The organism is Streptomyces sp. NBC_01451 (assembly GCF_036227485.1).
In the GTDB taxonomy this organism is placed as follows: Bacteria; Actinomycetota; Actinomycetes; order Streptomycetales; family Streptomycetaceae; genus Streptomyces.
The window spans coordinates 5,504,578-5,529,414 of sequence record NZ_CP109479.1 but is presented as its reverse complement, the minus strand read 5'-3'; the positions used below and the strand labels follow the sequence as shown (position 1 = coordinate 5,529,414).

Below are 24,837 nucleotides of genomic sequence, written 5' to 3'. Positions count from 1 at the left end.
CCGTTCTGGAACGGGGGGCGGCCGGTCACCTCCGGATGTCCGTGGATCCGGAGGTGACCGGCCGCGCCCGTGTTCTGGTCGCTCGGTCGTCAGCCGAAGTGCAGGGAGTTGAACTCACGGCAGATCGCCATGTGGACGTCGCCCATTCCCTGGCTGATCACCTTGCTGATGTTGGTCGCCTCGGTCACCGTCCTGCTCCCTCCCATGATGTTGAGATTCGTCGGTGGGGCAATGATGTAGTCGGGCAGGATCGAGCCCGGTCCGAAGGACTCCACCGGGCTGGGCGCACCCGCACCGCCCTGCTCGACCGCCTTGCCCACCGAGTCGTTCAACTTCATGTTGTGCGGGACGTAGAAGTGCAGGGTGGTTCCCTGCGGGACCATCATGTCGCGGGAGTTCTGCCCGTGATAGCCGTGTCCGGCGTAGACCGTGTCGCCGTCGGCGCGCTTGCCGGTTTCCACGCTTTCCGGGCCCTTGTCCTTGACGCCGACGTTCTTCTGGTCGCGTCCCTTGACCACCGTGGGCTGGTCGTTGGCGTCCTTGCGCGTGGTCTTCTTCGACGACGCTCCGGAACCCCGGTCACCGGCTTCGTCCTTGGCCTTCGCCGGTTTCTCCGGCTTGGGTGCCTCCTTCGGCTTGGGCGCCGGCGGCGGGACGACCTCGTCGGCGGCCTTGGTGGCCGCCTTGGCGTCGGACGCCGCGTCGACGGTCTTGTCCACGGCCCTGGCCGCGTCGATCGCCTCGTCCGCGTACTTCGCGCCCTTGGCCGCCGTGGCCGCGTACCCGGCGAGCGGGATGGCCGAGGAGAACGACAGCCCCGCGTCGAGGTAGTTGCCCTCGGCGAGGTACCAGGCGCCGTTGATGACGTCGGCCGCCTCGCCGAACACCGGCACCAGGCCCACGACGTCGAGCGCCGCGTGACCGATGTCGGACCAGCCCCACCACAGGCCGGTCGGGTCGGGGAAGGCGATCGGGTTGTTGCGCCCGTAGGTGTAGGCGTTGAACTGCTGGGGGTCGGTCAGGTCGAGCACCGGGTCGACGGAGAGGAACCGTCCCAGGGCCGGGTCGTACTGACGTGCGCCCATGTGGACCAGGCCGGAGCCCGGGTCGTTGACCGCGCCGACGAAGCCCTTCTGGCCGGGGATGGCTCCCGCGGTGCCCCGGATCTGGCCGAAGGGTGTCGTGCGGCGCTGGGTCACCGCCTGGGTGGCCGCGTCGACCGAGATCTCGGTCGTGCCGTTGTAGCCGCCGCCCAGCCAGTGCACCTGGGTGGGCGACGTGCGGATGGCGACGGGGGCGCCGCCGAAGGTGTAGTAGCGGACCGCCGACTTGACGTCGTCCGTGGTAACGGCGGTGTTCTTGGTGTCGACGGTGAGTTCGGTGTCGCCCAGGTAGAGCGTGGACTTGCCGTACTCGCGCCGGATCAGACGGCTGCCCGAGGCGTCGTACACGTACGACGTGTGCTTGGCGAAGACCCAGCGCTGCGCGGCGGTGCCGTTGCAGTCGAGGAGCTTCAGGTCGGTGCCGTCGGCCGTGGCCGAGGACGGGATGTCCAGGCAGCGGCCGGAGGCGTTGTGCCGCAGACCTCCGTCGTCGCGGACGCTCCACTTCTGGTTGGGGTCGGCCGTGTCGCAGGGCTGGATCTGGACGGCCGCCGACTGGGCGGAACCCGCGGGTTCGGCGCAGACTCCCAGGGCCTTGAGCTGTCCGTCCCTGGTCAGCTCCCAGTTCTGCGCGTCGCTGGTCCCGCAGGTGAGGATCTGGACCGGGGTGCCCGCCGTCGTGACGCTGCCCTGGACGTCGACGCACTTGCCCGCCAGGCCGGTTACCTGGCCCTTCTCGCCCACCTTGGACGTGGAGGCCAGCCTGCCCTGCGAGTTGTAGCGCAGCACCTGGTCGACGGCGGCGCTGAGCGCGGTGGCCTGCTTGGTGCGGGTGACGGTGTTGCCGGCCGCGTCGTAGCCGTAGCTCTCGGTGGTGTCGGCGGTCGCCGTCACCGCACCCGAGGAGTTCAGCGTCTCCGTCTTCACCGCCGTGCCGCGCAGGGCGTGGACGGGGAAGGTGCCGGCCGTGTTGGGCGTGTACGTGCTGGTGGTGCGGAGGGCGGAGTTGCCGCCGGCCGCCGGGTTGACGGGGTTGCGGGTCTCCTTGGTGCGGTTGCCGGCCGCGTCGTAGGCGTATTCGTGCCAGTACGGGGCCGGGCCGCCGACCGTGCTGCCAGCCGTGGGTTCCGCGCACGTCGAGGACGTCTGCGTCCACGCGTCGGTGAGCCTGCGCAGATAGTCGTACTGGAAGCACTGGATGTCGGCCGTCTTGCCCTCGGGCGTGTCGGCGAGCCTGGTGACGTTGCCGGAGGCGTCGTAGACGTAGTTGAGGTCGGAGTCGGGAGTGGTGACGGACTCACGGTCGAGGCGGGTCCGGGCGAGCCTTCGCGTGCCTTCCTCGTAGAAGTTGGTGATCCAGGTCTGCTTGGCGGAACTGCTCGTGCCGAGCGTGAGCTGGAGCGGCTCACCGAAGTTGGAGTAGGTGGTGTCGCGGACGTAGTCCGTGGTGCCGTAGGAGTAGAGCGGCTGCCCGGCGAGGTTGAAGCCGTAACTGATCTTCTCGGAGGCGAGGTTGGCCGCCGCCGGGAGGGTCATCGACTTCGGTGTGCCGTCCGTCCGGTACTCGGCGGTGGTGGTGTAGGAGCCGCCCAGGCCCGTCTCGGCGGCGGGGACGGTGACCGTGGTCTTCGTCGGCCGCCCGCCCGCGTCGTACGCCTCGACGGTCGACTTGTACTCGTTGCCCCCGCTGAAGGAGCTGGTGGAGGTGAGACGGCCGACGCCGTTGGGTGAAACGGTGTCGTAGACCCACGAGTTGAGGACCGTCGTACCGTTGGCGATCTTCGTGGTGCGGCCGAGGTTGTCGTAGCTGTACGTGAGGGTCTGGCCGAGTGCGTCCGTCGTGGTCCTGACCTGGTCGAACTCGTCGTAGGTCAGCGACGTGGTGCCCTTGTCGGGGTCGACCGCGGTCTTCTTGCGACCCAGCAGGTCGTACGTCCACTTCCAGACGTTCTTGCCGGTCGTGTCGGTGACCTGGGCGAGGCGCCCGGCCTTGTCGTAGGCGTAGTTCGTGGTGCGTGCGACGCCGGTGGTGTCGGCCGACTCGTACTCGACGAGCTTCGTGGTGCGGCCCTGGGCGTCGTTCCAGGTGGTGCCGGGTGTGCTGCCGGGAGGGGGAATGGTCGTGGTGTGGTCACCGTGGTAGGTGGTGTCGCCGCGCCACTTCGTCGTCCCCGCGACCTTGAACAGCGTCGCCGTCGCCCGCCCCGACCCGTCGTACACCGTCTCCGTGGCCGGCGGGGTCCCGCCCACCGCCGCGGACGAGTCGACGAGTGTCGTGTCCGGGTCGTTCAGGTTGTAGAACGGGCCGTGCTGCACGATCGCCAGCCCGCGCGAGTCGTACTCGGTGAGAGTGAGCACCCGGCCCGTGTTCGGGGTCGGTGACTGGGTCTGGCGCTCGCGCAGCAGGCCGTCGTAGAGCGCGTGGGCGACCGTGACGTTGCCGTTGGCGCGCAGGGTCTTCGTGGTGACGTAGGTCGGGCCGTCCGCGCGGATGCCGTAGACGTACTCGGTGTCGGGTGTGTCGGTGGCCTTCGCGTGGCCCGGGAGCCAGACCCTGGTGAGGCGGCCCAGCGCGTCGTACGCCAGGTCGGTGCGCTGGGAGTTGGCGTCGATCGTGCTGGTGACCAGGCCGAAGGCCGGGTCGACGACGGACGACGTGCTCTGGCCGGTGCCGCCGCTCGCCGCCGGCGGTGTCGTCACCTTCATGCCCGTGACCGGGCCGCCCGTGGCCGGGGTGTAGGACGTGACGGTCTTGTTGTCCTTGGTGTCGTAGCCCGCCGTCACGCGGCCGTGGACGTCGTACTCGGTCCTGCTGACCGTCTGGAGCGTCGGGGTGCCGTCCGTGCCGTAGCCGGTGACCCGGCGCGACGAGGTCACCTCGCCCTGGGTGGGCTCGGCGCCGTACGCCAGGGCGTCGTACACCGTGCGTACGTCGGAGATCGCGTCGGCGGGGAGGGCCGCGGTGGTGTCGCAGTTGACGGCGACCGTCGAGACCCGCTTCACCAGGGTGAGGAGGGTCTTCGCGTCGTTGCGGGCGTACTCGTAGCGCGTGCAGGAGTCGTCGCCCGTGTCGGCGTTGGCCTTGTCCGCGCCGATGTCACCGAGGTCCGAGGACTGCTTGAGCATGCCGTACGAGTCGTAGTCGTGGACGATCGCCGTGCGCCGGACCGCCGAACCGTCCAGTGCTGTACGGGTGTCCACGCGCGCGGTGCCGGTCAGCTGGGCCTTGTCCGAGCCTTCGGTGGCCGTGGCCGCCGACAGCCAGGGCGTGTTGACCGAGCCGGTGACCTCCTTGGCCGCCCGGTCGGCGGCGGTGTCGGCCGGGACCGAGGAGTAGGTGCGCGTTTCGAGGAGGTAGCTCTGGAGGCGGTCGGCGTCCTGAACCCGGGTGCCGTCGGAGGCAGTTGTCCAGACGTCCTCCGTGCCGCCGTCCTCGTTCGCGCGGTCGCCGTCCATGCCGCGCAGGAAGGTGCTCTCGGCGCTCAGCTGCTTGGTGGTGGAGTCACCGGTGACCGTGCGGACCGTGCGGAAGCCCCGGAACTGCGACCAGGTCTTCTTCTTGGCCTTGGTGATCTCGCTGTCGTCGTAGCGCCAGGCCGCGCCGCCGTAGTAGGTGTACCTGGTCGTCTTGTCGACGCCGGGCACGGTCGCGTCGTCCTCGGCGACCGTGTCCACCACGTACTTGTGGAACCAGTCCTCGTCCTCCCCGATGCTGCCCTCCTCCGACCAGAAGGACGGGAAGCAGAGCTTGGTGTTGTTCGAGGGGGTGCGGGTCTCGCCGGACTTGCACTCCGTGTCCTTGTACGTCACCGAGGTGACGCCGCCGGTCTCCGAACGGATCGCCCTGATACGCCACTTGCCCATCGGGAGGCGGCCGTCGGTGTTGGCGTACACGCGGTTGTCGTTCTTGACGCCGTAGAAGACCGTCTTCAGGGCCTCGCTGGTGGCGCCGTTCGCCTTGCCGGTGTGGGTGATCGACTGGAGCCAGAGGGAGGCGGTCGAGCCGTCGCCCGTGTCGGGGTAGCTCTGGTCGAGGGTCCAGGTGTCGACGGGTGCGTAGCCTCCGCCGGACTTGCGGACCTCTGTGGTCACCGACGTCAGGCGCTTGCGGGAGAAGAACGACGGCGACCACTGCTCCTCGCAGGAGTCCTCGTCCTTGCAGATCTGGTCGAAGGGCACGTCCGGCCAGGAGGACGCGGTGTCCTCCTTCAGGTCGCCGGGCTCGCAGTCGGCGGCAGCCGCCTTGCAGCGCTCGGCGACGCCGAAGACGACGCGGGCCGGGGCCTCGGACGTCAGGTCGGTGCCCTTGCGCTCGCCGTACTCGATGCGCTTGAGGTAGCCGCCCCGGTCGTAGGAGACGGAGACGTCGTCACGGTCGGCGCCGTAGCGGTTGGTCTCCTTCTCCCAGTACAGGGTCATCGAGTTGTCGTGCGTGTCCAGGACGTAGTCGAGGTTCCAGCGCCAGGTCTGGTTGCAGCGCGACTCCTTGAAGGTGTCGCCGTGGCAGGGCTCGCCGGAGTCGTCGCCGTAGACGGGGGTCTGCCAGGCGGAGTCCTGGACGCCCTCGCCGTCGTCGGCGGTCCGCTTGTTGCGGCCGAAGTAGTAGCGGGTGCCGTCGGTCGTGGTGACGAGCCAGAACTCCTTGCTGTCACCGGAGTTGAAGCCGCCGGACCAGCGCTCGATCTTCGTCCCGTCGTCCGTCTTCAGACGCCAGGTGCCTTCGAGCTTCATGTCCGGGTTGCCGTCGAGAGTCTTCGAGGAGTCCGCGCCGGACTTCTTGACCAGCTCGCCGTTGCGGCCGCCGAACGACATGGTGGCGTTGTCGGAGTGCCAGCACTGGTCGTACTTCTCCTCACCCTCCGTGTCGTGGCCGTCGTCCTTGCAGGAGCGGTAGGAGCGCTCGATGTAGCCCTGGGAGAGGTCGAAGCCCTCGCCCACCCAGCTCGTCTGACCGCTGGTGGAGGACGTACGGCCGTCCACACTCCCGGAGTTGTACGACAGGCTGAGCTGCGGGGAAGGGCCCGCGACCGCCGGTGGCACCCGCAGGGGGTACTGCCAGGAGAAGGAGCCCGAGTTGCCGGCCATCTGCCAGGTGCCCGCAGGCGTCAACGGAGTCGCCGCGAAGCTGCCGTTGGGGCCGGAGGAGCCCGCCGAGACCGCGAGTACCGCTGCTGCGGCGGTCGTTGCCCGGGCACCCTTCACAGCGGAAGCGCCGGAAGCTCCCGGTACGGTCACCTCCGCCGTCAGCGTGCCCGACTTGGCGTCGTTGGTCGTCGGCAGCGCCTTGCCCGGGGCGCAGTTGGCGGCGGAGGGGTTGGTGAGCGCACAGGCCGGGAGTTGCACGAGGCGGAGCCGGGAGGCCCAGTCGCCGCCGTAGGCCCGCGCGAACTTCTTGTAGTCGACCTCTACGGCGACCTTGCCCGCCGAAGCGGCGACGGTGGTGCTGTCGGCCCGGGTCAGGGTCAGCACCGGGCCGTCCATGCCCGCCCGCCGCGCCGACGCGCGGTCCAGGACCCGTACCGAGACCTTGCCGGGGACCCGGGAGGTGAGGGTCCGGGCGGCCTCGGAGCGGACGGCACCCCTGGCGGAGACCAGCCCGGAGCGGACCGAGGCGGGCGCGGACACACGCACCGGGAGGGTGCCTGCCGCGCCCTCAACTGATGCCTGCGACCTGGTGAGTCGGCCGGTCAGCGCCTGCTTCCTCAGGGTGGCCAGGGGCAGTTGGGCCACGGCGGTACCGGCCGTCGGCCACACCACCTCGGGCGTCGCCGTGCGGGACGCCTTCGTCGCGTCGTCCGAGGGAACGGCGGACTTGTCCCAGAGGATCGGCGCGACCGGGACGGACTCCATGGTCTGCGTCTTGGGCCGGCGCTGCTCCCGCGCCTGTTCGTCCACCTCGGCCCACGCGGGCGCCTGGAGGAGGGTGATGCCGAGCACGCCGACGAGACCGGCGGCCACGGCGCGTCCGGCGGTGCGGAGTCTTCTTCTCGGCTCGGGTGGAGTGGGGGGTGCCCCCGTACGAACACGCATGGCAGGGCCTCTCTCTTGGTGCGAAGGCGTGAAAGGGGGCGCCCGCAGGCCGGTCGTGCCGTGCGGGCGCCGTATAGAAGTCCCTTGCAGAAACAGGGAGTTAGAGCTGGTCAGTCGGTGTTGGCGGCCTTGTCGATGTCCCGCGCGCCGAGCACCGTCGGGTAGACACGGATGTCGTCGATGTCGCCCTTGAACGGGTTGGCGAAGGCGCCGCTCCAGCGGGCCCGGCCGACCTGGAAGCCGCCGTCGGCGTGCCAGACCCGGGTGGGGTCGTACGTGGTGCCGTCGCTGTTGGACGGGATCACCTGGTCGGTGCCCTGCTCGACGCCGTTGACGTAGAGCGTGACCGAGTTCTGCGAGGGGTCGAACACCCCTGCCAGATGAACCCACTTGCCGACCGGGGAGGCTCCGGGTGCGGAGGCCTTGGCGCGAGCCGCGTCCGTACCGGTGGTGGCGTCACGGTGGCGTCCGAACACCCACCCGAGGGTGGTGGACCAGTACAGGGCGAAGCCGTTGCCGTTGGCGCCGGTCTGGCTGATGACCGCCCGGTTCTCCGACACGTCGGAGACCTTGGCGCGGGCCATGACGGTGAAGCCCTGCCGGGTGTCCACCAGGCTCGTGGCGGTGCCGAAACCGCCCGCCACGCCGTCGAACCGGATCGCCCGGTCGGTCGCGACGGCGGAGTTGCTGCCGGCCACCCAGGTGCCACCGGTGACGGTCAGCGGGTCCTTGTCGCCGCTCGCCCCGGAGGCGGAGTCGGCTCCGGTGGTGCCGCTGGTCTCGTCCAGCCGGTACGAGGCCACCGCGCACTGCTCGGCGGGCGGGTCGTCACAGGCGCGCCCCGACTGGAAGACGTAGTCCTCGACCGGGCCGACGTTGCCGGCGTCGTCGACGCTGGCGACGGAGAGCACGTTGAGCCCGAACTTCGGTACCGCCACGCCCACTCCGGTGGCGGCGGCGCCGCGCGCGGCGGGGTCGGCCGAGGCGGCCAGGGTGTCGGTGTTGAGACCGTAGACGTAACGGTCCACGTCGTTGCCGTACGCGGGGTCGACCGAGCCGTTGGGCGCGAAGGAGAAGGTCGGTGTGGTGCCCGACAGGATGTCGCCGGCCGTCTCCAGGGTCACCTTGGGCCTGGTGGAGGGCCGCGTGTTGTCGTAGCTGAACTCGCACCAGTCGGACCAGGCGCTGTCGTCGATGCCGTCGGTGGCCTGGGCGTGCCAGTGGTAGGTGTGCCCGTGCTTGAGGTTTCCGGCCGGGATGGCCTTCTCCATGACGCCGTCCGCCTTGTACGCGGTCCACAGGTCGCCGTACACCTGCACGTCGTTCGCGTTCGGCAGCATGTCCCAGACCCGGTACAGGGCGCGGACGTTGTGCGGGTCGGGGTCGGTGACGTTGACCGTCAGGACCGGAGTGTCGTCACGGATGAAGGGGCGCCCGGCGCCGGTGACACAGCTGGTGGTCGGGCTGGTGGTGCGCTCACTGGCGGGCTTGCCGGGAACGGTGTTGTAGAAGATCTGGAGGGTGCCGGAGTCGCCCTTGAACCGCTTCCAGCCGCCGGCCGCGTCCTCGTCGGCGGCGCGCAGCGAGAAGGCGATCGCGGAGCCGGTGCCCGCCTTCGACCTGACGGTGGCGGTCAGGTTCTCGTTGGTCTCGTCGGGGTTGTCGTTGAAGGCGACGTCACCGTTCTCGCAGCCGTGCTCCTCGTTCCCGTAGGCCACCTTGCGGTCGCCCATCAGGTTGTCGTCGGAGGGCTTGTTGTTCCAGTTGGTGGCCTTGGAGAGCTTCGCCGCGTCGACGAGGTACAGATTCACCCAGCTCGGGGTGCAGTTGTAGGCCCAGGTCTCGTAGACATGGAAGGTCGCGTCGTAGATCTTGCGGTTCTCCCAGCCGTCGAGGTTGTACTCGAAGTACATCCGGCCCGTGTACGGGGATCCGCAACCGCCGCCCAGGCAGCGGCCGATGCCCTTGTCGTCGTCGAAGTTGGCGTACTCCGTGGACGGGAAGGCGGAGTTGGCCCAGGTGTAGAAGGAGCGGGACGCCGACTTGTCGGGCTTGGTGACGGCCAGCGGCGGGTCGATGTACAGCGGCAGCGAGGACGCGTCCACGGCGTCGAGGAACGCCGGGTCCGGGGTCAGCGTGACGGAGTCGGCGTCGATGTCCAGGTCCACCCGGGCGTGGCTGTCGCCGGGCATGGGAGCCGCGGCGGGGTCCTCGCGCAGGGCGTCCTTGACGGGGTCGGCGGAGGCGTTGGCGCCCGCCTCGCTCCCGGAGTCCCACATCAGCGGCGTACCGCCGGAGAAGACGGAGTCCCCGGTCACGGCGTCGACGACGGACATCCCGCCGGCCGCGTTCTCCTCGATGCGCAGCCCGTCGGTGTGCTGCGCCAGTTCGATCTCCGCCAGCTCGGGATCGTCGGCGGCGGCCTCGGTGCGTACGACGAGGATCTGCCGGAATCCCTCGGCGCCGGCGGTCATGCGCAGGTCGACACCGGGCAGCACGGAGCGGTACTCGGCGGTGTCGCCGAGCAGGACCGGCGTCGGCAGCGGGGCGGGCCAGCTGAGCGCGGCGGAGCGTCCGGAGTCCTCGACGGCGACCAGCGGGTCGGTGCCGCCGCCGGAGAACTCGACGTCGATCAGCGCGGTGCGCGGGCCGACCGAGCCGTCCGGCTTGAACTCCAGGTCGGTGTCGATGTCCTTCCAGGAACCGTCCGGCTGGGGCGCCCAGCGCGGGCCGGCGGACAGCTCGCTGCGGAATCCCCCTTCGGGCTGCGCGAACACCCGCTCGTACACGTCCCGTTCGGCGGTGACCTCGACCGGTTCACCGGTCTCGCGGGCCAGTTCGGACGCTGTCTCGGACGGTGTCCCGGACGAGGTCGAGGACGCCGACTCGGACGCCGCTTCGGACGCCGTGGTCGCGGCCTCCGAAACGGTGGCGCCGGACAGCGCCCCCACCATCAGTGCCGGTGTGAGCACCAGCGCCACGGCCCGAGCTCTCACCCGTCTCCGGGCACGACTGATCGTCATCTACCACTCCCCCCGTTCCGGCGGTCGACCGGATCATGTGAACACCATGTGTGGCGTATGTGGAGGTGAGCGTAAATGGCCAACTGTCCTTTGTCCGGCGGGATTTAGGCGGGCGAATCTCCTTCGAGCGGGCCAAGGCGGTCATTTTTACGGGTGATTTAGATCACCTGAATTCGGGGCAACGGGCCGGGATCATCACGGACAGTGACGGCGCGAGAAAGGTCCGGGGAGAGTCCGGGGAGGGACCGCCCACACAAACGGAGGGCTCCTCCGCATCTCCGCGTGCGCTCGACCCCCACCCGTGATCCGATGCTGAGGTGGACCGGCAGCGGGCCGGCGACGAGAGCGCGGGCGAGGGCAAGGACGAGGTTGAGGACCTGGGCGCGGAGGCGCCGGAAAGTGGTCCGGGGTTCTGGCACGTCTGGTCGGCGCGGGTGCGCGAGCTGCTGGGGCAGATCCTCGACGGGACGCCCGCCGCCATCGCCGTCCTCGACACCGAGCTGCGCTTCCGGTACGTCAACGCCACCCTGGCGCACATGAACGGCGTACCGGCCGCCGAGCACCTCGGCCGTACCGCCGCCGAGGTCGTCCCGGGGGTCGAGGCCCGTGAGGACGTGCTGCGGGCCGTCATCGCGGACGGCATCCCGCGCGAGACGGTCTCCAGCGGCCACACCCAGGCCGACTCCCCGCTGGAACGGCGCTACTGGCACGGCGCCTACCACCGGCTGAGGCAGGGCGGCCGGACGCTGGGGATCGTCGGCATCGTGCTGGAGATCTCGGCCGCCCGGCAGGAGCAGCGGGAGCTGGAGCGGGCCCGCGAGCGCCTCGCCCTGCTCGACGAGGCCGCCACCCGGGTCGGTACCACCCTGGACATGGACACCACCTGCCAGGAACTGGCCGAGTTCCTGGTGGCGAAGCTCGCCGACGCCGCCACCGTGAAGGTCCTCCCCGAGCACGGCACCAGCCGGGCGCCCCGCGACGGATCCCTGCGGCTGCGCCGGGCGGCGCTGGCCGCGGTGCCCGAGCTGGAGGTGGTGATGCGGCCCCTGGGGCGGCCCGGCGAGTACGTCGACCACCAGCCCGGCTCGTCCGTCGTCCGCTGTCTGGCGGACGGACGGCCGGTGATCGACAACCTGATGGACGAGCAGGACATCGGCCGCGCCGCCGCCCACACCGGCAACGTCGCCGCCTACCTCGCGGCCGGTATCCACTCCGCCCTGATCGTGCCGCTCACAGCCCGTGGCCATGACGTGGGCACCGTCACCATGGTCCGGGCACACGACTCGCCCCTGTTCGACGAGACCGACGCGGTGATCGCCCAGGACCTGGCCGGGCGGGCCGCCATCAGCCTCGACAACGCCCGCCGCTACACCACCGAGCACAACGCCGTCGTCCAGTTGCAGCGTGCCCTGCTGGCCGAGCCGGGCCGGCCGCACCCGGACATCGACGTGGCCTACCGCTACCGGCCCGCCGGACGGGGGGTGCTCGTCGGCGGGGACTGGTACGAGACCGTCGCCCTCGACGACGGACGTACGCTGCTGGCCCTCGGCGACGTGATGGGCCACGGGCTGGAGGCCGCCGTCGCGATGAGCCGCTACCAGGCCATGCTCCGCGTGGTCGCCGCCCGCGAACCCGGCCCCGACCGCATCCTGCTCGAACTCGACCACCTGTTGCACACCACCGCCGCCGACCGCCCCGCGACCTGCGTGATCGCCGTCGCCGACCCCCGCCGGGGCATCTGCACCTACGCCAGCGCCGGACACCTGCCCCCCGTCGTCTTCCGCCCCGACGGCCGGGCCACGCTCCTCCCCGTCCCGCCCGGACCGCCCCTGGGCACCGGCCACAGCCGCTACGTCTCCTTCACCGCCCCCTGCGAACCGGGCCACACCCTGCTCCTCTACACCGACGGTCTGGTCGAACGCCGGCACGAGGACATCGACGCCTCCCTGCGCCGTCTCACCCGCATCCGTGGCTGCCCGGCCCCCGAGGACCTCCTCGACCAGGTCCTCGACCAGGTCGCCCCCGTCGACCCGGAGGACGACATCGCGCTGGTCGCCGCGAGGTACAACCGGGCCGGAAGCTAGAATTCCGGCCCGTCGACGACAGGCACACCGGGGCACAGGGAGCAGGCGGGTCATGGCAGCGGAGCGAGCGGACCAGGCGGACCAGGCACAGGCGCAGGCGGCGGGACAGGTGGAGCGGTTCGAGGTGAGCCGTCTCATAGCCGCACCGGCGGCCCGGATATTCGGCCTGCTGTGCGAGCCCGAGGGGCATGTGGCGATCGACAGTTCGGGCATGCTCCAGTCCGCCGACGGCGAGGCGGTGCGCGCGGCCGGGGACTCGTTCGTCGTGCACATGGACCGCGAGGCCCTGAACGACCGGCCGATGGGCCGCTACGACGTCACCGTGGAGATCACCCGGTTCGAGCAGGACACGCTCATCGAGTGGACGCCGACCCACCCCGCCTTCCAGCCCTCCATCAACCACCGCTTCGGGTACCGGCTCCGCCCCGCCGCGGGCGGCACCGGAGGCACCGGAGGCACCGACGTCACCTCGTACTACGACTGGAGCCTCATCCACGAGCGCTACCGGGCTGCCGGGATCTTCCCGATCCTCCAGGAGTCGGCGCTGCGGGCGACGTTGGGGATTCTCGCGCGGACGGTCGAGCGGGAGGTCTGACAAGTACGGAAGGTTGACCAGTACCTGACCTGATGCCTGTGGGGCCGCTGTTAGTCTCGTGACCGTTGTCATGGGGGGACAGCCGGGGGCTGGACCATCTCTTTCCGTCCAGTCGCTGTCCAGGAGACCCGAGTTGGCCCGTCGTCGTACCGCTGCCCGTGGTGTCATAGCCACCCTCGCCGTTCTCACCGTGACCTCAGGTCCCGGCCCGCTCTCCGTCCCGGCCGGCGCGGCGACCACCGTAGCGGCGGACACCGTCTTCCAGTCGGACCGGTACGTCCCGCGCAAGGACCGGCTGTACGTCGCCGGCCCGAGCGGGTATCTGCACGCCCAGGAGGGCGGTTCGGGCTACCTCTGGACGTCGTACGACACCGGTACGACCACCGGACTGGGCGACCTCCCCCGCGGCAGCAGTCCCGCGTATCTCGGCTCGTCGTCCGACACCGTGACCGACGTCGTCTCGCCGACCGAGAAGGTCGTCCTGCGGGACATGGCCGCCGGTACCGCGACCGACGTCGCCCTCACCCACGGCGTGTACGCGGCCACGTACGGCACTCACGTACTGACCGAGGCCCGGGACGCCGACGGCGACAGTGTGCTGTGGCTGTACGGCGCCGGCGCACCCGCCGAGGGCACGACCGTCGACGGCTGGCCGACCGGAATCACCGCCAACTTCGCCGTCCTGGGGGGCGACAGCGGCACCGCCGTCATCAGCTACGCCCTCGGCGGCAAGCGTCACCTGGCTTTGGTGGACCTGGCCGCCGCGAAGGTCACCGGCGACGTGACGGTGTCCGCCGCTCCGACGGCCGTCGCCCTGAGCGCGGACCGGCTGGTCTGGTACGCGTCCGGCAACACCGCGCACGTACTGGACCGCGCCGACCTCTCGGCCGCCGAGACGACGGTGCCCCTGCCCGGCACCGGAGGCAACCCCTATCTGGGCATCGCCGGCCGCTGGCTGATGGTCGCCCGTTCCGCGCCGGCTTCCAGCGACCTGGGCGACGTGTCCGGCCGACCGCTCATGGCCGTCCCGCTGGCGGGCGGCGACGCGCTCACCCTCCTCCGGCACGCGAACACGTCGGTCACCTCGACGCCCGACGGCGGCCTCCTGGTCGCGGGCGGCACCGACTCCGCGCACTGGGCGGTACGGAAGCTCTCCGACACGGGGGCGGGGACGCCGACGCTGACGGAGGTGACCGCCGTTCCGCCGGTGGCCGCGGAGATCGACCGGCTGTCGCTGCAGAACGGCACCCTGGCCACCGAGGAGGCCGACAGCAGCGCCTACCCGGCTTTCTTCACCCGGCGGATCTCGACGGCTGGTACGTCCTACTCGGCGGGCGCGCGGACCTGGCACATGTTCAGCGGCAACGGGAGGACTGGCCCGTACTCCACCGGGGACGGGCGCACAGTGATGGTCTACCCCGGCTCCGCCCCCGACCAGCCGGGTTCGTCGGTCCGCTCCCTCGACGCCACCGACAGCGCGGGATTCTTCTTCCCCTCGACCGCCGGAACCGTCCTCGACGCCACCGGCCGCTACGCGATCGTCAACGGCACCTCCCCCACCAGGCAGTACGTCGGCGACCTCGGCGTCTACGCGGACCTCAAGCCCATCCTCACCCGCTCCGTCACCGCCGCCTCCGTCTGGGGAGTCAGGCTGTGGACCCCGGGCACCGCCAAGGGCGTCGTCAACGCGCGGGACGTACGGACCAACAAGACCACCGACACCGTGAACACCGGCGCCCCCTGCGTGCCCAAGGAACTCCAGGCCGTGGGCCGTTGGCTCTACTGGTCCTGCGGCCCGACCGCCTCGGCCGGTGTCTGGGACCGTACGACGAAGAAGAACATCCCCGTGCCGTCCGGCGAGGCGCTGCTCGGCGACGGCTATCTCGTACGCCACGACACCTCGGCCGGAGCCCTCCTCCTCACCGACTTCGCCGACGGCAGCCCGGCCACCCGGCGGATCGGCGACCTGGCGGCGGGCAACTCCAGCCTGCGCGGGGCGACTTGGACCGTGGACAAGTTCGGCGGACCGGCGGCCTACGTCGACGCCGACCGGCGGATCCATCTGGTCCCCACCGGGGTCACCCCCCAGCCGCTCGGCGTCGTCGAGTCCGAGGCGACCGACAACGCCTGGGAGAGCGGTGCGAGCACCGACCCCTGGTGGCAGTGGCGCGGACTGCTCTCCAGGCCCGCCGCCTCCTGGACGGCCACGTTCACCAGCAAGGCCACCGGCGCCGTGGTGCGTACGCTCACCGGCGGCGAGGTGAACGGCAACCTGACAGCACGGTGGAACCTCCGTGACACCGCGGGTGCGCTCGTACCCAACGGCGCGTACACGTTGAGACTGACGGCACAGCCCGCCGACGGGTCCGGCGCCGCGCTGACGCTGTCGCAAGCGGTGAACGTCTCCGCCGGGGCCGCCGTACGGCACGACTTCACCAACAGCGGCACCTGGGCGCCCGACGGGACCGGCGATGTCCTCACCCTCACGTCGACCGGTGTCATCAGCTACCGGTCCGGCACCGAGAAGGGCACGTTCGGCTCGGCCATGTCGGCCTCGGGCTGGCCGTCCTCAGTGACACCGATCCCGTTCGGCGACCTGAACGGCGACCGCCGGAGCGACATCCTCGTACGGTTCAGCAGCGGCGAACTGCGGGCGTACCGGACCATGCGCGGGCAGTCCTTCATCACCGGCACCCCGTACACCTCGTTCGGCAAGGGCTGGAACCAGTACAACCTGCTGACCTACCCCGGCGACATCACGGGCGACGGCCGCCCCGACCTGATCGCGCGCAAGGCGTCCACCGGCGAGGTGTTCCTCTACCGGGGGACCAGCGGGAACAGGCTGGCGGCACGGGTGCGCATCGCCGCGAACTGGTCGGGCTACAAGAAGATCGTGGGCGTCGGCGACCTCAACGGCGACGGCCGCGGCGACCTGCTGGCCCAGGACACGTCCAACACCCTGTGGCGGTACGACGGGACCGGCACCGGCGGCTTCGGCGCGCGGGTGAAGGTCGCCGCCGACTGGGGCTCGAACTACAACGCCGTCATCGGTATCGGCGACCTCACCGGCGACGCCAGGGCGGACATCGTCTCCCGGGACACGGCCGGCAACGTGTGGCGCAACTCCGGCAACGGCAAGGGGTCGTTCGGGCCCCGCACGAGGATCGCGACGGGCTGGCAGGCGTACAAGGGCCTTTACTGAGGCCTGTGTCGAGGCCGGCGGCGAGGCCACTGCCGGGGGCTTGCCCTGAGGCCTGTGCCGGGGCCTGTGCCGAGTTCGCGCGGTGTCACCACGGTTCCACGACGGAGATGAGAATCACACTCTCGCATAAGAGAACCCGCCACCGGGTAGTCCACGTCCGTCCCGCCGCCCGGAAGAGCCGCCGCCAGAAGAGACGGACGGGCCCGACGGGCGGAGGAGTCGGGGACGACCGTCTGGAGGGCATCGTGAAGGCCGGTTTCATCGGGCTCGGCAACATGGGACTGCCGATGGCTCAGCGCATCCGGGCCGAGGGCCACGACCTCACCCTCTACGCCCGCAGACAGGCTTCCCTCGAACCCTTCGCGGGTACCGACGGCGTCACGTTCGCGGCGACTCCGGCCGAGCTGGGCGCGGCGGTCGACGCGGTCGGCATCTGCGTCTTCGACGCGGCGGGCGTGGAGGAGGTCGTGTTCGGGCCGGACGGGCTGGCCGGGGCCATGGAACCGGGGAGCGTGGTGCTCGTGCACAGCACGCTGTCGCCCGCGCAGATCCGGAGCATCGCCGAGCGGGCCACGCCGTACGGCCTCCGTGTCCTCGACGCCCCGGTGAGCGGGGGCAGCCCCCGGGCGCTCGCGGGCGAGCTGACCATCATGGTGGGCGGTGACACCGAGGCACTGGCAGACGTGTCCGACCTGCTGTCCGCGCTCTCGCGGCACGTCGTGCATCTGGGCGGGGTCGGGGCCGGGTCGTACGCGAAGCTCGTCAACAACACCCTGTTCGCCGCGCAGATCGCCCTCGCCGACGACGCGATGCGGGCCGGCGAGGCGCTGGGGATCGACCCGGCGGGCCTCGCCGACATCCTGACGACGAGCAGTTCGGCCTGCGTCGCCTCGGGGGTCCGGCTGCGGGCGGGCTCCCTCGCAGGGATCGCCGGTACGCCCGCCGACGCGACCCTCACCAAGGACGTCACCCTGACGGCGGACCTGCTCGGTGACGCTCCCGGCAGCGAACTGGTCGACGTGGCACGGCGGTTCGTCGCCGGGATGCGCGCGGAGGACCGGCCCTGACCCCGGCTGCCCGGCCGCCGGGTCGCCGGGTCACTTGGACTCGACCCGTCCCAGCGGGTCGGGGGCTGCCGTCAGCTCGTCGCACGCCGACTGCCAGGCCGGGTCCCCGGGGTGAAGCTCGGTGCGGAGGTAGGCCGTGGTGAGCCGTTGGACCACGGCCACCCGCGCGGGGTTCTCGTCCGTGGTCTCGGCGACGTCGTAACCGGAGATGCCGCCGAGGCCGTGCTCCGCGTCGAACAGGGTGAGCAGGGACTTGGGGCCCGGGGCGAGGACGTAGGGGTCGGTGTGCCATTCCGGGCCCATGACCGTCAGGAAGGCGGAGGCGTCCTTGTCGCCGGCGACGACGAGCGTGGGTGTCGTCATACGGGAGAAGTCGGCGCGTCCGGGGTGCCGTAGACGTAGGACGTGGTGGAGTCGGCGGCGGTGTTCACCGTCCCGTCCAGCAGGAACGACACCTTGGCGTTGTGGGTGTTCAGGGTCTTGCGGTTGCCCAGTTCGTCGTAGGTGTACGACTGCCAGTAACCGGCGTTGTCGGCGGTCACGTTCACCGTGCCGTCGGTGGCGACCGGCACCGTGCACCCGGTGCGCTGGGTGGTCCAGGCCTCGGTGAGCTGGCCGATCCCGTCGTAGGTGAAGCACTGGCGGTCCACGACGGCCGCGTAGGTGTCGGCGGTGGTGGTGATGTTGCCCGACAGATCGTAGGCGTAGGTACGGGCGTTGACCCGGTTCCCGGTCAGTCCCGACGTCGCGTCCGAGGTCGACTCGCGGTCCACCAGGGTCGTCTCGACCTGCCCGGCCGCCTCGTCGAACAGGCCCGGGAGGGTGCCCGGAGCGCTTCCACCAGGGCCATCCGTGCCGCCCGGCCCACGGCGGAGCGGCCGGACGGACGCGTGGTCCTCACTCTCACACCCGACGCGTACGAGGACGCCGACGTGATGACCGTGCATCCGAACAGCACGGCCTGACAACAGACACGGCACGGCATCACCACGCCCGCGCACACTCCGCCCACACCGTCTTGCCCGGCCCGTCCTCGCGCGGGTGCCAGTCCCAACGGGTGGCCAGCTGCGATACGAGGAGCAGCCCATGGCCGCCTTCCTCGGCGCCGCCGGTCTCCGGGACGGCGGCCGGGCGCCGGGGCAGCCGTTCGGCACGGGTGTCGGTGACCTCGACGCGGACGGTACGGCCGTCGGCCACGACGTGCACGCGCAGGTGGAAGTCCCGGCCGGGAACGTGGCCGTGGAGTACGGCGTTGGCGGTGAGCTCGCCGACGATCAGTACGAGGGTGTCGTGCGCGTCGGTGCCGTACGGGATGCCCCACGAGTCGAGGCGCAGCGCCGTCAGACGGCGGGCGAGGCGGGCACCTCGGGGCGTGGAGGTGAAGCGCATCTCGAAGACGCGTGCGGGGGCGGCGAGTTGGGCGGGGCCTGCGGGGGCCGCGGGTTTGGTCGTCATACCGACAACGGTGTCGCCGGTCGCGTAGCGTGACCAGTGGTGACGCACCGACGTGGACCGACTGTACGCGCGGTGTACGTACGGGTACGAGGCGCGCGGCGTTACGGCCTCCGGTGGGCGGGCGTTGGGCCGGGGAGGCGGTGGGTCGATGACTGAGGGTATGGCGGCGGCAAGGCCGGAGGCGAGGGGCGGGGTACTTCCGGATGCCGGTGGCGAAGCCCCGAGGGCGGTGGGGTCGTGAGTCTCGGGGACGGCTGGGAGAACGACGACGAGGGCGGGCGGCGGCCCGAGGACGGGGCCGGGAAGGGGTTCGTCGTCGCGTTCGGGCAGACCATGAAGACCTGGCGGGTACGGGCGGGCATGGACCGCGAGGAGTTCGGGCGCCGGATCGGGTACTCGGCGGCGACGGTTGCCTCGTACGAGCAGGGGCGGCGGATTCCGTCGCCGAAGACGATCGACCGGGCGGACGAAGCTGTGGGCGCGGGTGGGTTGTTGAGCGTGTGGAAGGAGGAGGTGGAGAAGGCTCAGTATCCCGTCTTCTTCCAGGGGATGGCCGCGCTGGAGAAGGAGTGCCTTGAGCTGCTCATGTATGACACGCATGTTGTCAACGGCCTGCTCCAGAACGAGGATTACATGAGGTCCTTGCTCGCCATGCGGCGTCCGTCCCTGGACCAGGAGATCATCGAGCAGCGAGTAGCTGCACGGCTGGCTCGGCACGACATCTTCGACCGGCGGCCCTCGCCACTGTTGAGCTTCGTGATGGATGAGGCGGTGCTACGGCACCGATACGGCGGCCAGGACGTAGTGCGGGGACAGTTGGAGCATCTGCTCCTGATCGGCGAGAAGCGAAACGTCGAGATCCAGGTCATGCCGATCGACTGCGAGGACAACGCGGGCGTGAACGGGCCGTTCACGGTTGTCACGCGGAAGGACGGCAAGAAGTTCGTGTACGCCGAGACACACGCCACCAGCACGCTGGAGACCGACCCGGAACAGACGGTTCTCGCCGCCGCACGCTATGGGATCATCCGATCACAGGCTCTCACTCCGCGAGAGTCGATGAGGTTCATCGAAGGGTTGCTGGGATCGCTATGAACAACGCTGAATCCTCGACCGTCGCTTCCGGCCTCGCCTGGTTCAAGAGCAGCTACAGCGGAACCGAGGGCGGCCAGTGCGTAGAGGTCGCGGCCGGTACGGCAGTCGTGCACGTCCGGGACTCCAAGGCCGAGACCGGCCCCATGCTCACCGTGTCGCGTGAGGCGTGGGCGGGGTTCGTCGGGCGGGGCGTCTGACGTTCGTACGGTCGCGAGAGCCCTGCCGTTCCCGCCGGACGGCGGGGCTCTCGCGCGAGTCCGACTCGGCATGGCCAGGACTCCACACCCACGCCCGCACCACCAGCTCGCTCAGCCGGCCTCGGTGAGCTGGGCGAGCTGGGCCTGGACCAGGGCGGCGGGGAGGGTGAAGGCGTCCCCGGTAGCCTGGGAAGCCAGATTCGTGGCGGGAAAATAACCGACCGTTCCGCCCTCCCGGACCACGACCACCCGCACCGGTCCGCTCACCCCGTCGACCGAGACGGTCAGGTTCGCCGCGATCACCTCGTCCGCGCCGCCGGTACCGGCAGGCGCTGCCGTCTTCTGGACCTTGACCGTCTTCACCGGATCCTGGCCGGCCACCGTGTACACGAACCCGCCCGCCGCGCACTCCCGGACCGCCCGGCCGATCCCGGCCATCACGACCTTCGCCGCCGCCTCCTGCCCGTACGAGGCCAGCGAGACGAACGACGTCGTCGCGTCCAGCGCCGCAGCCGCCACTTCCCCGTCCGACGGATCCGCCCCCAGGTCCGCCTCGGACGTCTCCTGCGGCCCGATCCACATCCGCCGCACCACCGACACCGGCGCCCCCAGCACCGACCCGGCCTGCACCGTCGCCAACGGGGTGCACACCGCCTTCTTCGCGACCACCGTCCCGGCATTGGGGAAGTCCCGGTCCGACACCTGCGCCGTCACGGTCCCCCCGGCGACCGCCTGCCCGTCAGCCAGCGCGACCGCCTCCAGCCCCTCCGGCGACAGAGCGACCATCCCCGCGCCCGCACGTCCCACCTCACCCGCCACCGCCGACGCCGACGCCTCGGCCTCCGCGGAGACAGCAGCCGCCACATCGTCACCGTCCGGCTTGCTCACGGACGCCGAACACCCCGCCAGCGACACCACCGCGAGCACCCCGGCCGCCGCAACTCCCCGATGCCGCACAGCACTTCTCCTCATGATTCCGCCCCTCTCTCCCGCCACATCCCGTCCGCCGCCTACGCCCAGCGCCCCGCACACGGCCGCTTCATGCGCCAACCCGTGCGGGGGTGCGGTGTCGAGCGGGTCAGGCCAACTTGCCGGCCTGGGCGGTCACAAGGTCTGCCGGAAAGGTGAAGTCCTCGCCGGAGGTCATGGCCGCCACGTTGGCCACCGTGAAGTGGGCGAGGGTGGCCCCGTCACGGAAGACGACCACCTTCCACGGGGCGTCGACGCCGTCGATCGGGGTGACGGCGGTGAACGCGACCGCCTCTTCACCAGCCTCCGGCGCGGTGCCCGCGGTGACCTTGCTCGCGTCCAGCTGCTCGGCGCCGACAGTCCACTGGAAGCCGCCCGCGCACGCGGTGACAGCATCGGTGACGGACTTCAACGCGGCGGTGGCGTCGGCGGCGCTCGCGTAGGAGGCAAGGGTCACCGTGCCGGTGTTGATGTCCAACGCCGCCTCCGCGGAGGTGGCACCGGTACCGCCTGCACTGGTCACCCGCCGGTACGTGGTCGCCGCCGGCTCCCCCACAGCGGTCCCGACCACCGCACGCCCCAGCGGCGCGCATTCCTCCCCGCTCACCTTCACCGCGTCCGCGGCGGTGATCTCGGCCTTCGCGGGAGTGCTCACCTCGTATCCGGTCAGATCCGCCTTCACCAGCGCCGCCGACTCCAGCTCGCCGGACGTCAGCGGCTTGACGGCGGAGGCTGCGGCGGAGGTCTCCGCGGCGGACGCCGACGTGGAGACCTCGGCGTCGGCGGAGTCACCGCTGCCGGAGCCACCGCAGCCGGTGAGCACCACGAGGGACACCAGGGCACAAGCAGCCACGGCACCCGTACGGGCGCGGGCGGTGGAACGAGACTGACGTATACCGGAGTTGTTCACGATGTGCTTAGTACTCCAGCTGTAGATCGTGATCTTGCCGCCAGGCAGGGCCTACTCGTTCGCGCCGTGCCCGGGTGGCCACCCGATGACGCCTTCCGCTTGAATGTTGCGCAAGGACGCTCCGTCGAACCGGGCACCGGTGATGTTGGTCAGCCCGAGCGGGGGCACGCCAGTGTTTACGCTTCCGAACCTGGCGTCGGTCAGATCGGTGTCGCGCAGATCAGCACCCCGTAGATCGCATCCGGCCAGGCTGACCTCGCGCAGTGAAGCCCCGCGCAGGTCTGCGCCGCTGAAGTCACAGAACTTGAACCAACACCCGTCCAGGGTGGCGTGGCGTAGATCGGCCCCGATGAACGAGCAGCGAGTGAACCGCAGTTGCGACGTGCGAGCTGAAGCAAGGTTCTGGCCGGTGAAGTCCTCACCGTTCACGGCCGCATAGCTGTGGAGCGCGGCGAGTCGTTGTCTCGCGGTCGGTGGCGTGGTCATGTGCGCCAGCGTGTCAGCCGGGGCGGTGGCCGTCGCCCGGATTTCCGGCAGTTCGCCGTCCGTCAGCCGGTCACACAGGTCCGGGCTGGTGCGGGAGCAGGTGCGGCCACCGGTGATCATCGGTGTGTGAAGACAGAAGATCAGACGGTGGCCGTAGGTCACAGCATAGATCCCGTCCGTTGGCGGGAGGCGTTCGAGGTGGCCATGGGGCGTATCGCGGGCCGGTTCGCCCGGGTCGAACCCCGGCGGCGGGCCGGGCGATTGGTGTTGGGACTGCTGGCGGACCTGCCGCGCAAGAACTGCTGGACGATCGCGGAGTGGGTCGGGGATGCGAATCCGCATGGCATGCAGCATCTGCTGTGCCGGGCGGCCTGGGACGCCGATGCCGTCCGCGACGACGTGCGCGAGTATGTCGTGGAGCATCTGCACGACGAGGCCGCGGTGCTGGTCGTGGACGAGACCGGCGACGTGAAGAAGGGCACTCACACCGTCGGGGTCCAGCGCCAGTACACCGGCACCGCCGGCCGGATCGAAAACTCCCAGGTCGCCGTCTACCTTGTCTACGCCGGCGCCCGCGGGCACGCAGCGGTGGACCGCGAGCTGTACATCCCGCGCTCCTGGATCTCTGACCCCGACCGTTGCCGGGCGGCCGGACTCGGCGAGGACACCGACTTCGCGACCAAGCCGGAGCTGGCCCGCGTGATGATCGAACGATTCCTGGACGCCGGACACCATGTCGGCTGGGTGACCGGCGACGAGGTCTATGGCGGCAACCCGAAACTGTGGTCCGCTCTGGAGGAACGCGGCATGGGCTACGTGCTTGCAGTGGCGTGTTCGGCCGAAGTGGCCACCGGGGCAGGCAAGTTTCGTGCGGATGCCCTGGCTGCCAAGTTGCCCCGGCGGGCCTGGCAGAAGCTGTCCGCCGGACAGGGAGCGAAGGGACAGCGTTTCTACGACTGGGCCGTGATCGATCTGGTCGCCACGGGATCAGGAGGGCGCCAGCTGCTGATCCGCCGCAACCGAGCCACCGGCGAACTGGCCTACTACCGCTGCCATTCCGCCCAGTTGGTGCCGCTGAACACTCTGGTTAGGATCGCCGGTTCCAGGTGGCGAGTGGAGGAAGCCTTCCAGACCGGGAAGGGCCTGGCCGGGCTCGACGAGCACCAGGTCCGCCGCTACCCCTCCTGGAGCCGCTGGGTCACCCTCGCCATGCTCGCCCACGCCTTCCTCGCCGTCGTCCGAGCCGACGAGCATGCCCACCGGCCGGGACCCGACGGTCTGATCCCGCTGACCTGCAATGAGATCCAGCGACTGTTCATCACCGTTGCCGTCCGGCCTCTTCACGATCTGGCCCACCGGCTCGGCTGGTCCGACTGGCGACGCCGCCACCAGGCACGGTCACGGAACAGCCATTACCTACGACAAGCCGCATCCCAGACATGAAGATCACGATCTGCAGCTGGAGTATTAGTTCGCTTTTCTTGTCGTACTGCCCATGACTGACACACCGCCAGCCAAACCTGTTCCCACACCACGCCGCCCACACGACGACCCGGCCAACCGCACCTCGCCAACAGAGACCGACACGACGGCCGTCCCCGCCGCACCGCCCCCAGGCACGACGCAGAAACACCCGCCCGCGTTCCCCTTGCCGAAGACCACACCCCTCACCCGACGGGCACCCAGGTCACCGCACGTCCACGTAGTCCCCTACAGACATCTGCAAGCCCATAATCGAGTCGCCCCCGTACGACCAACTCCACGAGCCGTCCACCGACGCCGCGGCCGTCGCCTTCAACGCCCGTGCTACTGGAGGTCACCGTCTTCACCGTCGAGAAATCGCCGGGGCCACTGTCGACATCGACCAGAAATCAGTCCACGTCATCACCGTATGTTCGACACGAGACCAGACCGTGCAGAAATTCCGCGAACGAATTCGCAATACGCCTCGGCACCCTGTCTTCATCAACGTACGCCACGGAAGGCTCACCGATGGGTCCGCACTCGGAATATCATTACCTGCGCAGTAGACGATCGCCTCACATTCCTCACCCATAGACGGGACCCTACTGCCTCGCGATGACGACCAGACCTCTAGGACCTCGCGGGCGATAAACGCCACGAGCAAGTATCGCCAACCAGCCGCCGACTCCGGCGCCTCCTTGTCCCCCGAGCACCCCACCGACAGGAGCAGCGCCAGCACCCCGACCACCGCAACTCGACAGCGCCGCACGGCACTTCCCCTCATGCTCCCGCTCGAGTCACTCAGTCACTGGAAATTCAAACAGCGACGGATCATCGAAGTCACACTCACCCTCACGCCAGGCAGGCCTGGCGGACAGCACGAAGCTCGTGAAATCTCCTCCAAGGAGGTAAATTCCACTGGGCCGCAACCCATCCGGAACTCGTGAAGAGATCTCCAACACCTCGTCCGGCCCGGCTTCCGAAAGCATGATCCCCGAGTAGGTGGAGCGGAGGGACATGAATTCGACATGCCCGAAGTAGATCTCCACTCGTGTATTGGTCCGAGCGATGCGGTCAGGATTACTACGCAGAATCAGCTGCCGGTGCGATGCGTTGAAACTCCACACCAAGAACTCTCTGTCTGACTCGAACAGCAC

Annotated in this window: 15 protein-coding genes and 1 pseudogene; 7 read left to right on the top strand and 9 right to left on the bottom strand. The window is 70.1% G+C overall.

What is annotated here, in order from left to right; translation table 11 throughout:
- Positions 1-89: 89 nt before the first annotated feature.
- Both OG595_RS24115 and OG595_RS24110 read right to left on the bottom strand, forming a co-directional pair.
- On the bottom strand, positions 90-7,133 hold the full coding sequence (locus OG595_RS24115; protein ID WP_329275260.1) for a ricin-type beta-trefoil lectin domain protein: 7,044 nt from the start codon (positions 7,131-7,133) through the stop codon (positions 90-92).
- Positions 7,134-7,243: 110 nt separating this feature from the next.
- The gene (locus tag OG595_RS24110) at positions 7,244-10,156 is read right to left on the bottom strand and encodes a LamG-like jellyroll fold domain-containing protein (protein WP_329275258.1); all 2,913 of its coding nucleotides are present in this window, start codon (positions 10,154-10,156) and stop codon (positions 7,244-7,246) included.
- A gap of 317 nt (positions 10,157-10,473) precedes the next feature.
- Here OG595_RS24110 and OG595_RS24105 point away from each other — a divergent pair, with 317 nt between their 5' ends.
- From OG595_RS24105 to OG595_RS24090, 4 genes are all read left to right on the top strand, one after another.
- Entirely contained in the window at positions 10,474-12,240 is a 1,767-nt protein-coding gene (locus OG595_RS24105; protein ID WP_329275256.1) for a SpoIIE family protein phosphatase, read from the top strand.
- A 52-nt stretch (positions 12,241-12,292) separates the two neighbouring features.
- A complete protein-coding gene (locus tag OG595_RS24100) occupies positions 12,293-12,835 on the top strand; it encodes a polyketide cyclase (RefSeq protein ID WP_329275252.1) in 543 nt (180 codons plus the stop codon).
- 133 nt (positions 12,836-12,968) lie between these two features.
- On the top strand, positions 12,969-16,037 hold the full coding sequence (locus OG595_RS24095) for an FG-GAP-like repeat-containing protein (protein WP_329275250.1): 3,069 nt from the start codon (positions 12,969-12,971) through the stop codon (positions 16,035-16,037).
- A gap of 245 nt (positions 16,038-16,282) precedes the next feature.
- Entirely contained in the window at positions 16,283-17,104 is an 822-nt protein-coding gene (locus tag OG595_RS24090) for an NAD(P)-dependent oxidoreductase (protein ID WP_329275249.1), read from the top strand.
- 30 nt (positions 17,105-17,134) lie between these two features.
- Here the strand turns inward: OG595_RS24090 and OG595_RS24085 are convergent.
- The 3 genes and pseudogenes from OG595_RS24085 to OG595_RS24075 all read right to left on the bottom strand — a co-directional run.
- Positions 17,135-17,479 (bottom strand): annotated as a pseudogene (locus OG595_RS24085) (chlorophyllase); the annotation flags it as partial.
- On the bottom strand, positions 17,464-18,051 hold the full coding sequence (locus tag OG595_RS24080) for a hypothetical protein (protein ID WP_329275248.1): 588 nt from the start codon (positions 18,049-18,051) through the stop codon (positions 17,464-17,466). The pseudogene OG595_RS24085 and the gene OG595_RS24080, both read right to left, overlap by 16 nt.
- A 37-nt stretch (positions 18,052-18,088) precedes the next feature.
- Positions 18,089-18,559: an ATP-binding protein gene (locus tag OG595_RS24075; RefSeq protein WP_329275246.1), complete on the bottom strand. Its 471-nt coding sequence runs from the start codon at positions 18,557-18,559 to the stop codon at positions 18,089-18,091.
- Positions 18,560-18,796: 237 nt separating this feature from the next.
- Here OG595_RS24075 and OG595_RS24070 point away from each other — a divergent pair, with 237 nt between their 5' ends.
- A complete protein-coding gene (locus OG595_RS24070) occupies positions 18,797-19,654 on the top strand; it encodes a helix-turn-helix domain-containing protein (protein WP_329275244.1) in 858 nt (285 codons plus the stop codon).
- Positions 19,651-19,851 (top strand): DUF397 domain-containing protein, encoded by a 201-nt coding sequence (locus tag OG595_RS24065; RefSeq protein ID WP_329275242.1) that lies wholly within the window; start codon positions 19,651-19,653, stop codon positions 19,849-19,851. The genes OG595_RS24070 and OG595_RS24065 overlap by 4 nt, the downstream gene beginning before the upstream one ends.
- 111 nt (positions 19,852-19,962) lie before the next feature.
- Here OG595_RS24065 and OG595_RS24060 read toward each other — a convergent pair whose 3' ends face one another.
- The 3 genes from OG595_RS24060 to OG595_RS24050 form a co-directional block, all read right to left on the bottom strand.
- Positions 19,963-20,808, bottom strand: a complete 846-nt coding sequence (locus OG595_RS24060; protein ID WP_329275240.1) for a hypothetical protein — start codon at positions 20,806-20,808, stop codon at positions 19,963-19,965.
- Positions 20,809-20,929: 121 nt separating this feature from the next.
- Positions 20,930-21,730, bottom strand: a complete 801-nt coding sequence (locus OG595_RS24055; protein WP_329275238.1) for a hypothetical protein — start codon at positions 21,728-21,730, stop codon at positions 20,930-20,932.
- 51 nt (positions 21,731-21,781) lie between these two features.
- The gene (locus tag OG595_RS24050) at positions 21,782-22,378 is read right to left on the bottom strand and encodes a pentapeptide repeat-containing protein (RefSeq protein ID WP_329275236.1); all 597 of its coding nucleotides are present in this window, start codon (positions 22,376-22,378) and stop codon (positions 21,782-21,784) included.
- A 42-nt stretch (positions 22,379-22,420) separates the two neighbouring features.
- Here OG595_RS24050 and OG595_RS24045 point away from each other — a divergent pair, with 42 nt between their 5' ends.
- Entirely contained in the window at positions 22,421-23,659 is a 1,239-nt protein-coding gene (locus OG595_RS24045; RefSeq protein WP_329283141.1) for an IS701 family transposase, read from the top strand.
- A gap of 818 nt (positions 23,660-24,477) precedes the next feature.
- Here OG595_RS24045 and OG595_RS24040 read toward each other — a convergent pair.
- A complete protein-coding gene (locus OG595_RS24040; protein WP_329275233.1) occupies positions 24,478-24,837 on the bottom strand; it encodes a hypothetical protein in 360 nt (119 codons plus the stop codon).

Bases quoted from the DNA above. Each gene is read 5' to 3' on its own strand.
- OG595_RS24115 (WP_329275260.1), bottom strand. From the start codon at position 7,133: ATGCGTGTTCGTACGGGGGCACCCCCCACTCCACCCGAGCCGAGAAGA.
- OG595_RS24110 (WP_329275258.1), bottom strand. From the start codon at position 10,156: ATGACGATCAGTCGTGCCCGGAGACGGGTGAGAGCTCGGGCCGTGGCG.
- OG595_RS24100 (WP_329275252.1), top strand. From the start codon at position 12,293: ATGGCAGCGGAGCGAGCGGACCAGGCGGACCAGGCACAGGCGCAGGCG.
- OG595_RS24080 (WP_329275248.1), bottom strand. From the start codon at position 18,051: ATGCACGGTCATCACGTCGGCGTCCTCGTACGCGTCGGGTGTGAGAGT.
- OG595_RS24075 (WP_329275246.1), bottom strand. From the start codon at position 18,559: ATGACGACCAAACCCGCGGCCCCCGCAGGCCCCGCCCAACTCGCCGCC.
- OG595_RS24065 (WP_329275242.1), top strand. From the start codon at position 19,651: ATGAACAACGCTGAATCCTCGACCGTCGCTTCCGGCCTCGCCTGGTTC.
- OG595_RS24045 (WP_329283141.1), top strand. From the start codon at position 22,421: ATGGGGCGTATCGCGGGCCGGTTCGCCCGGGTCGAACCCCGGCGGCGG.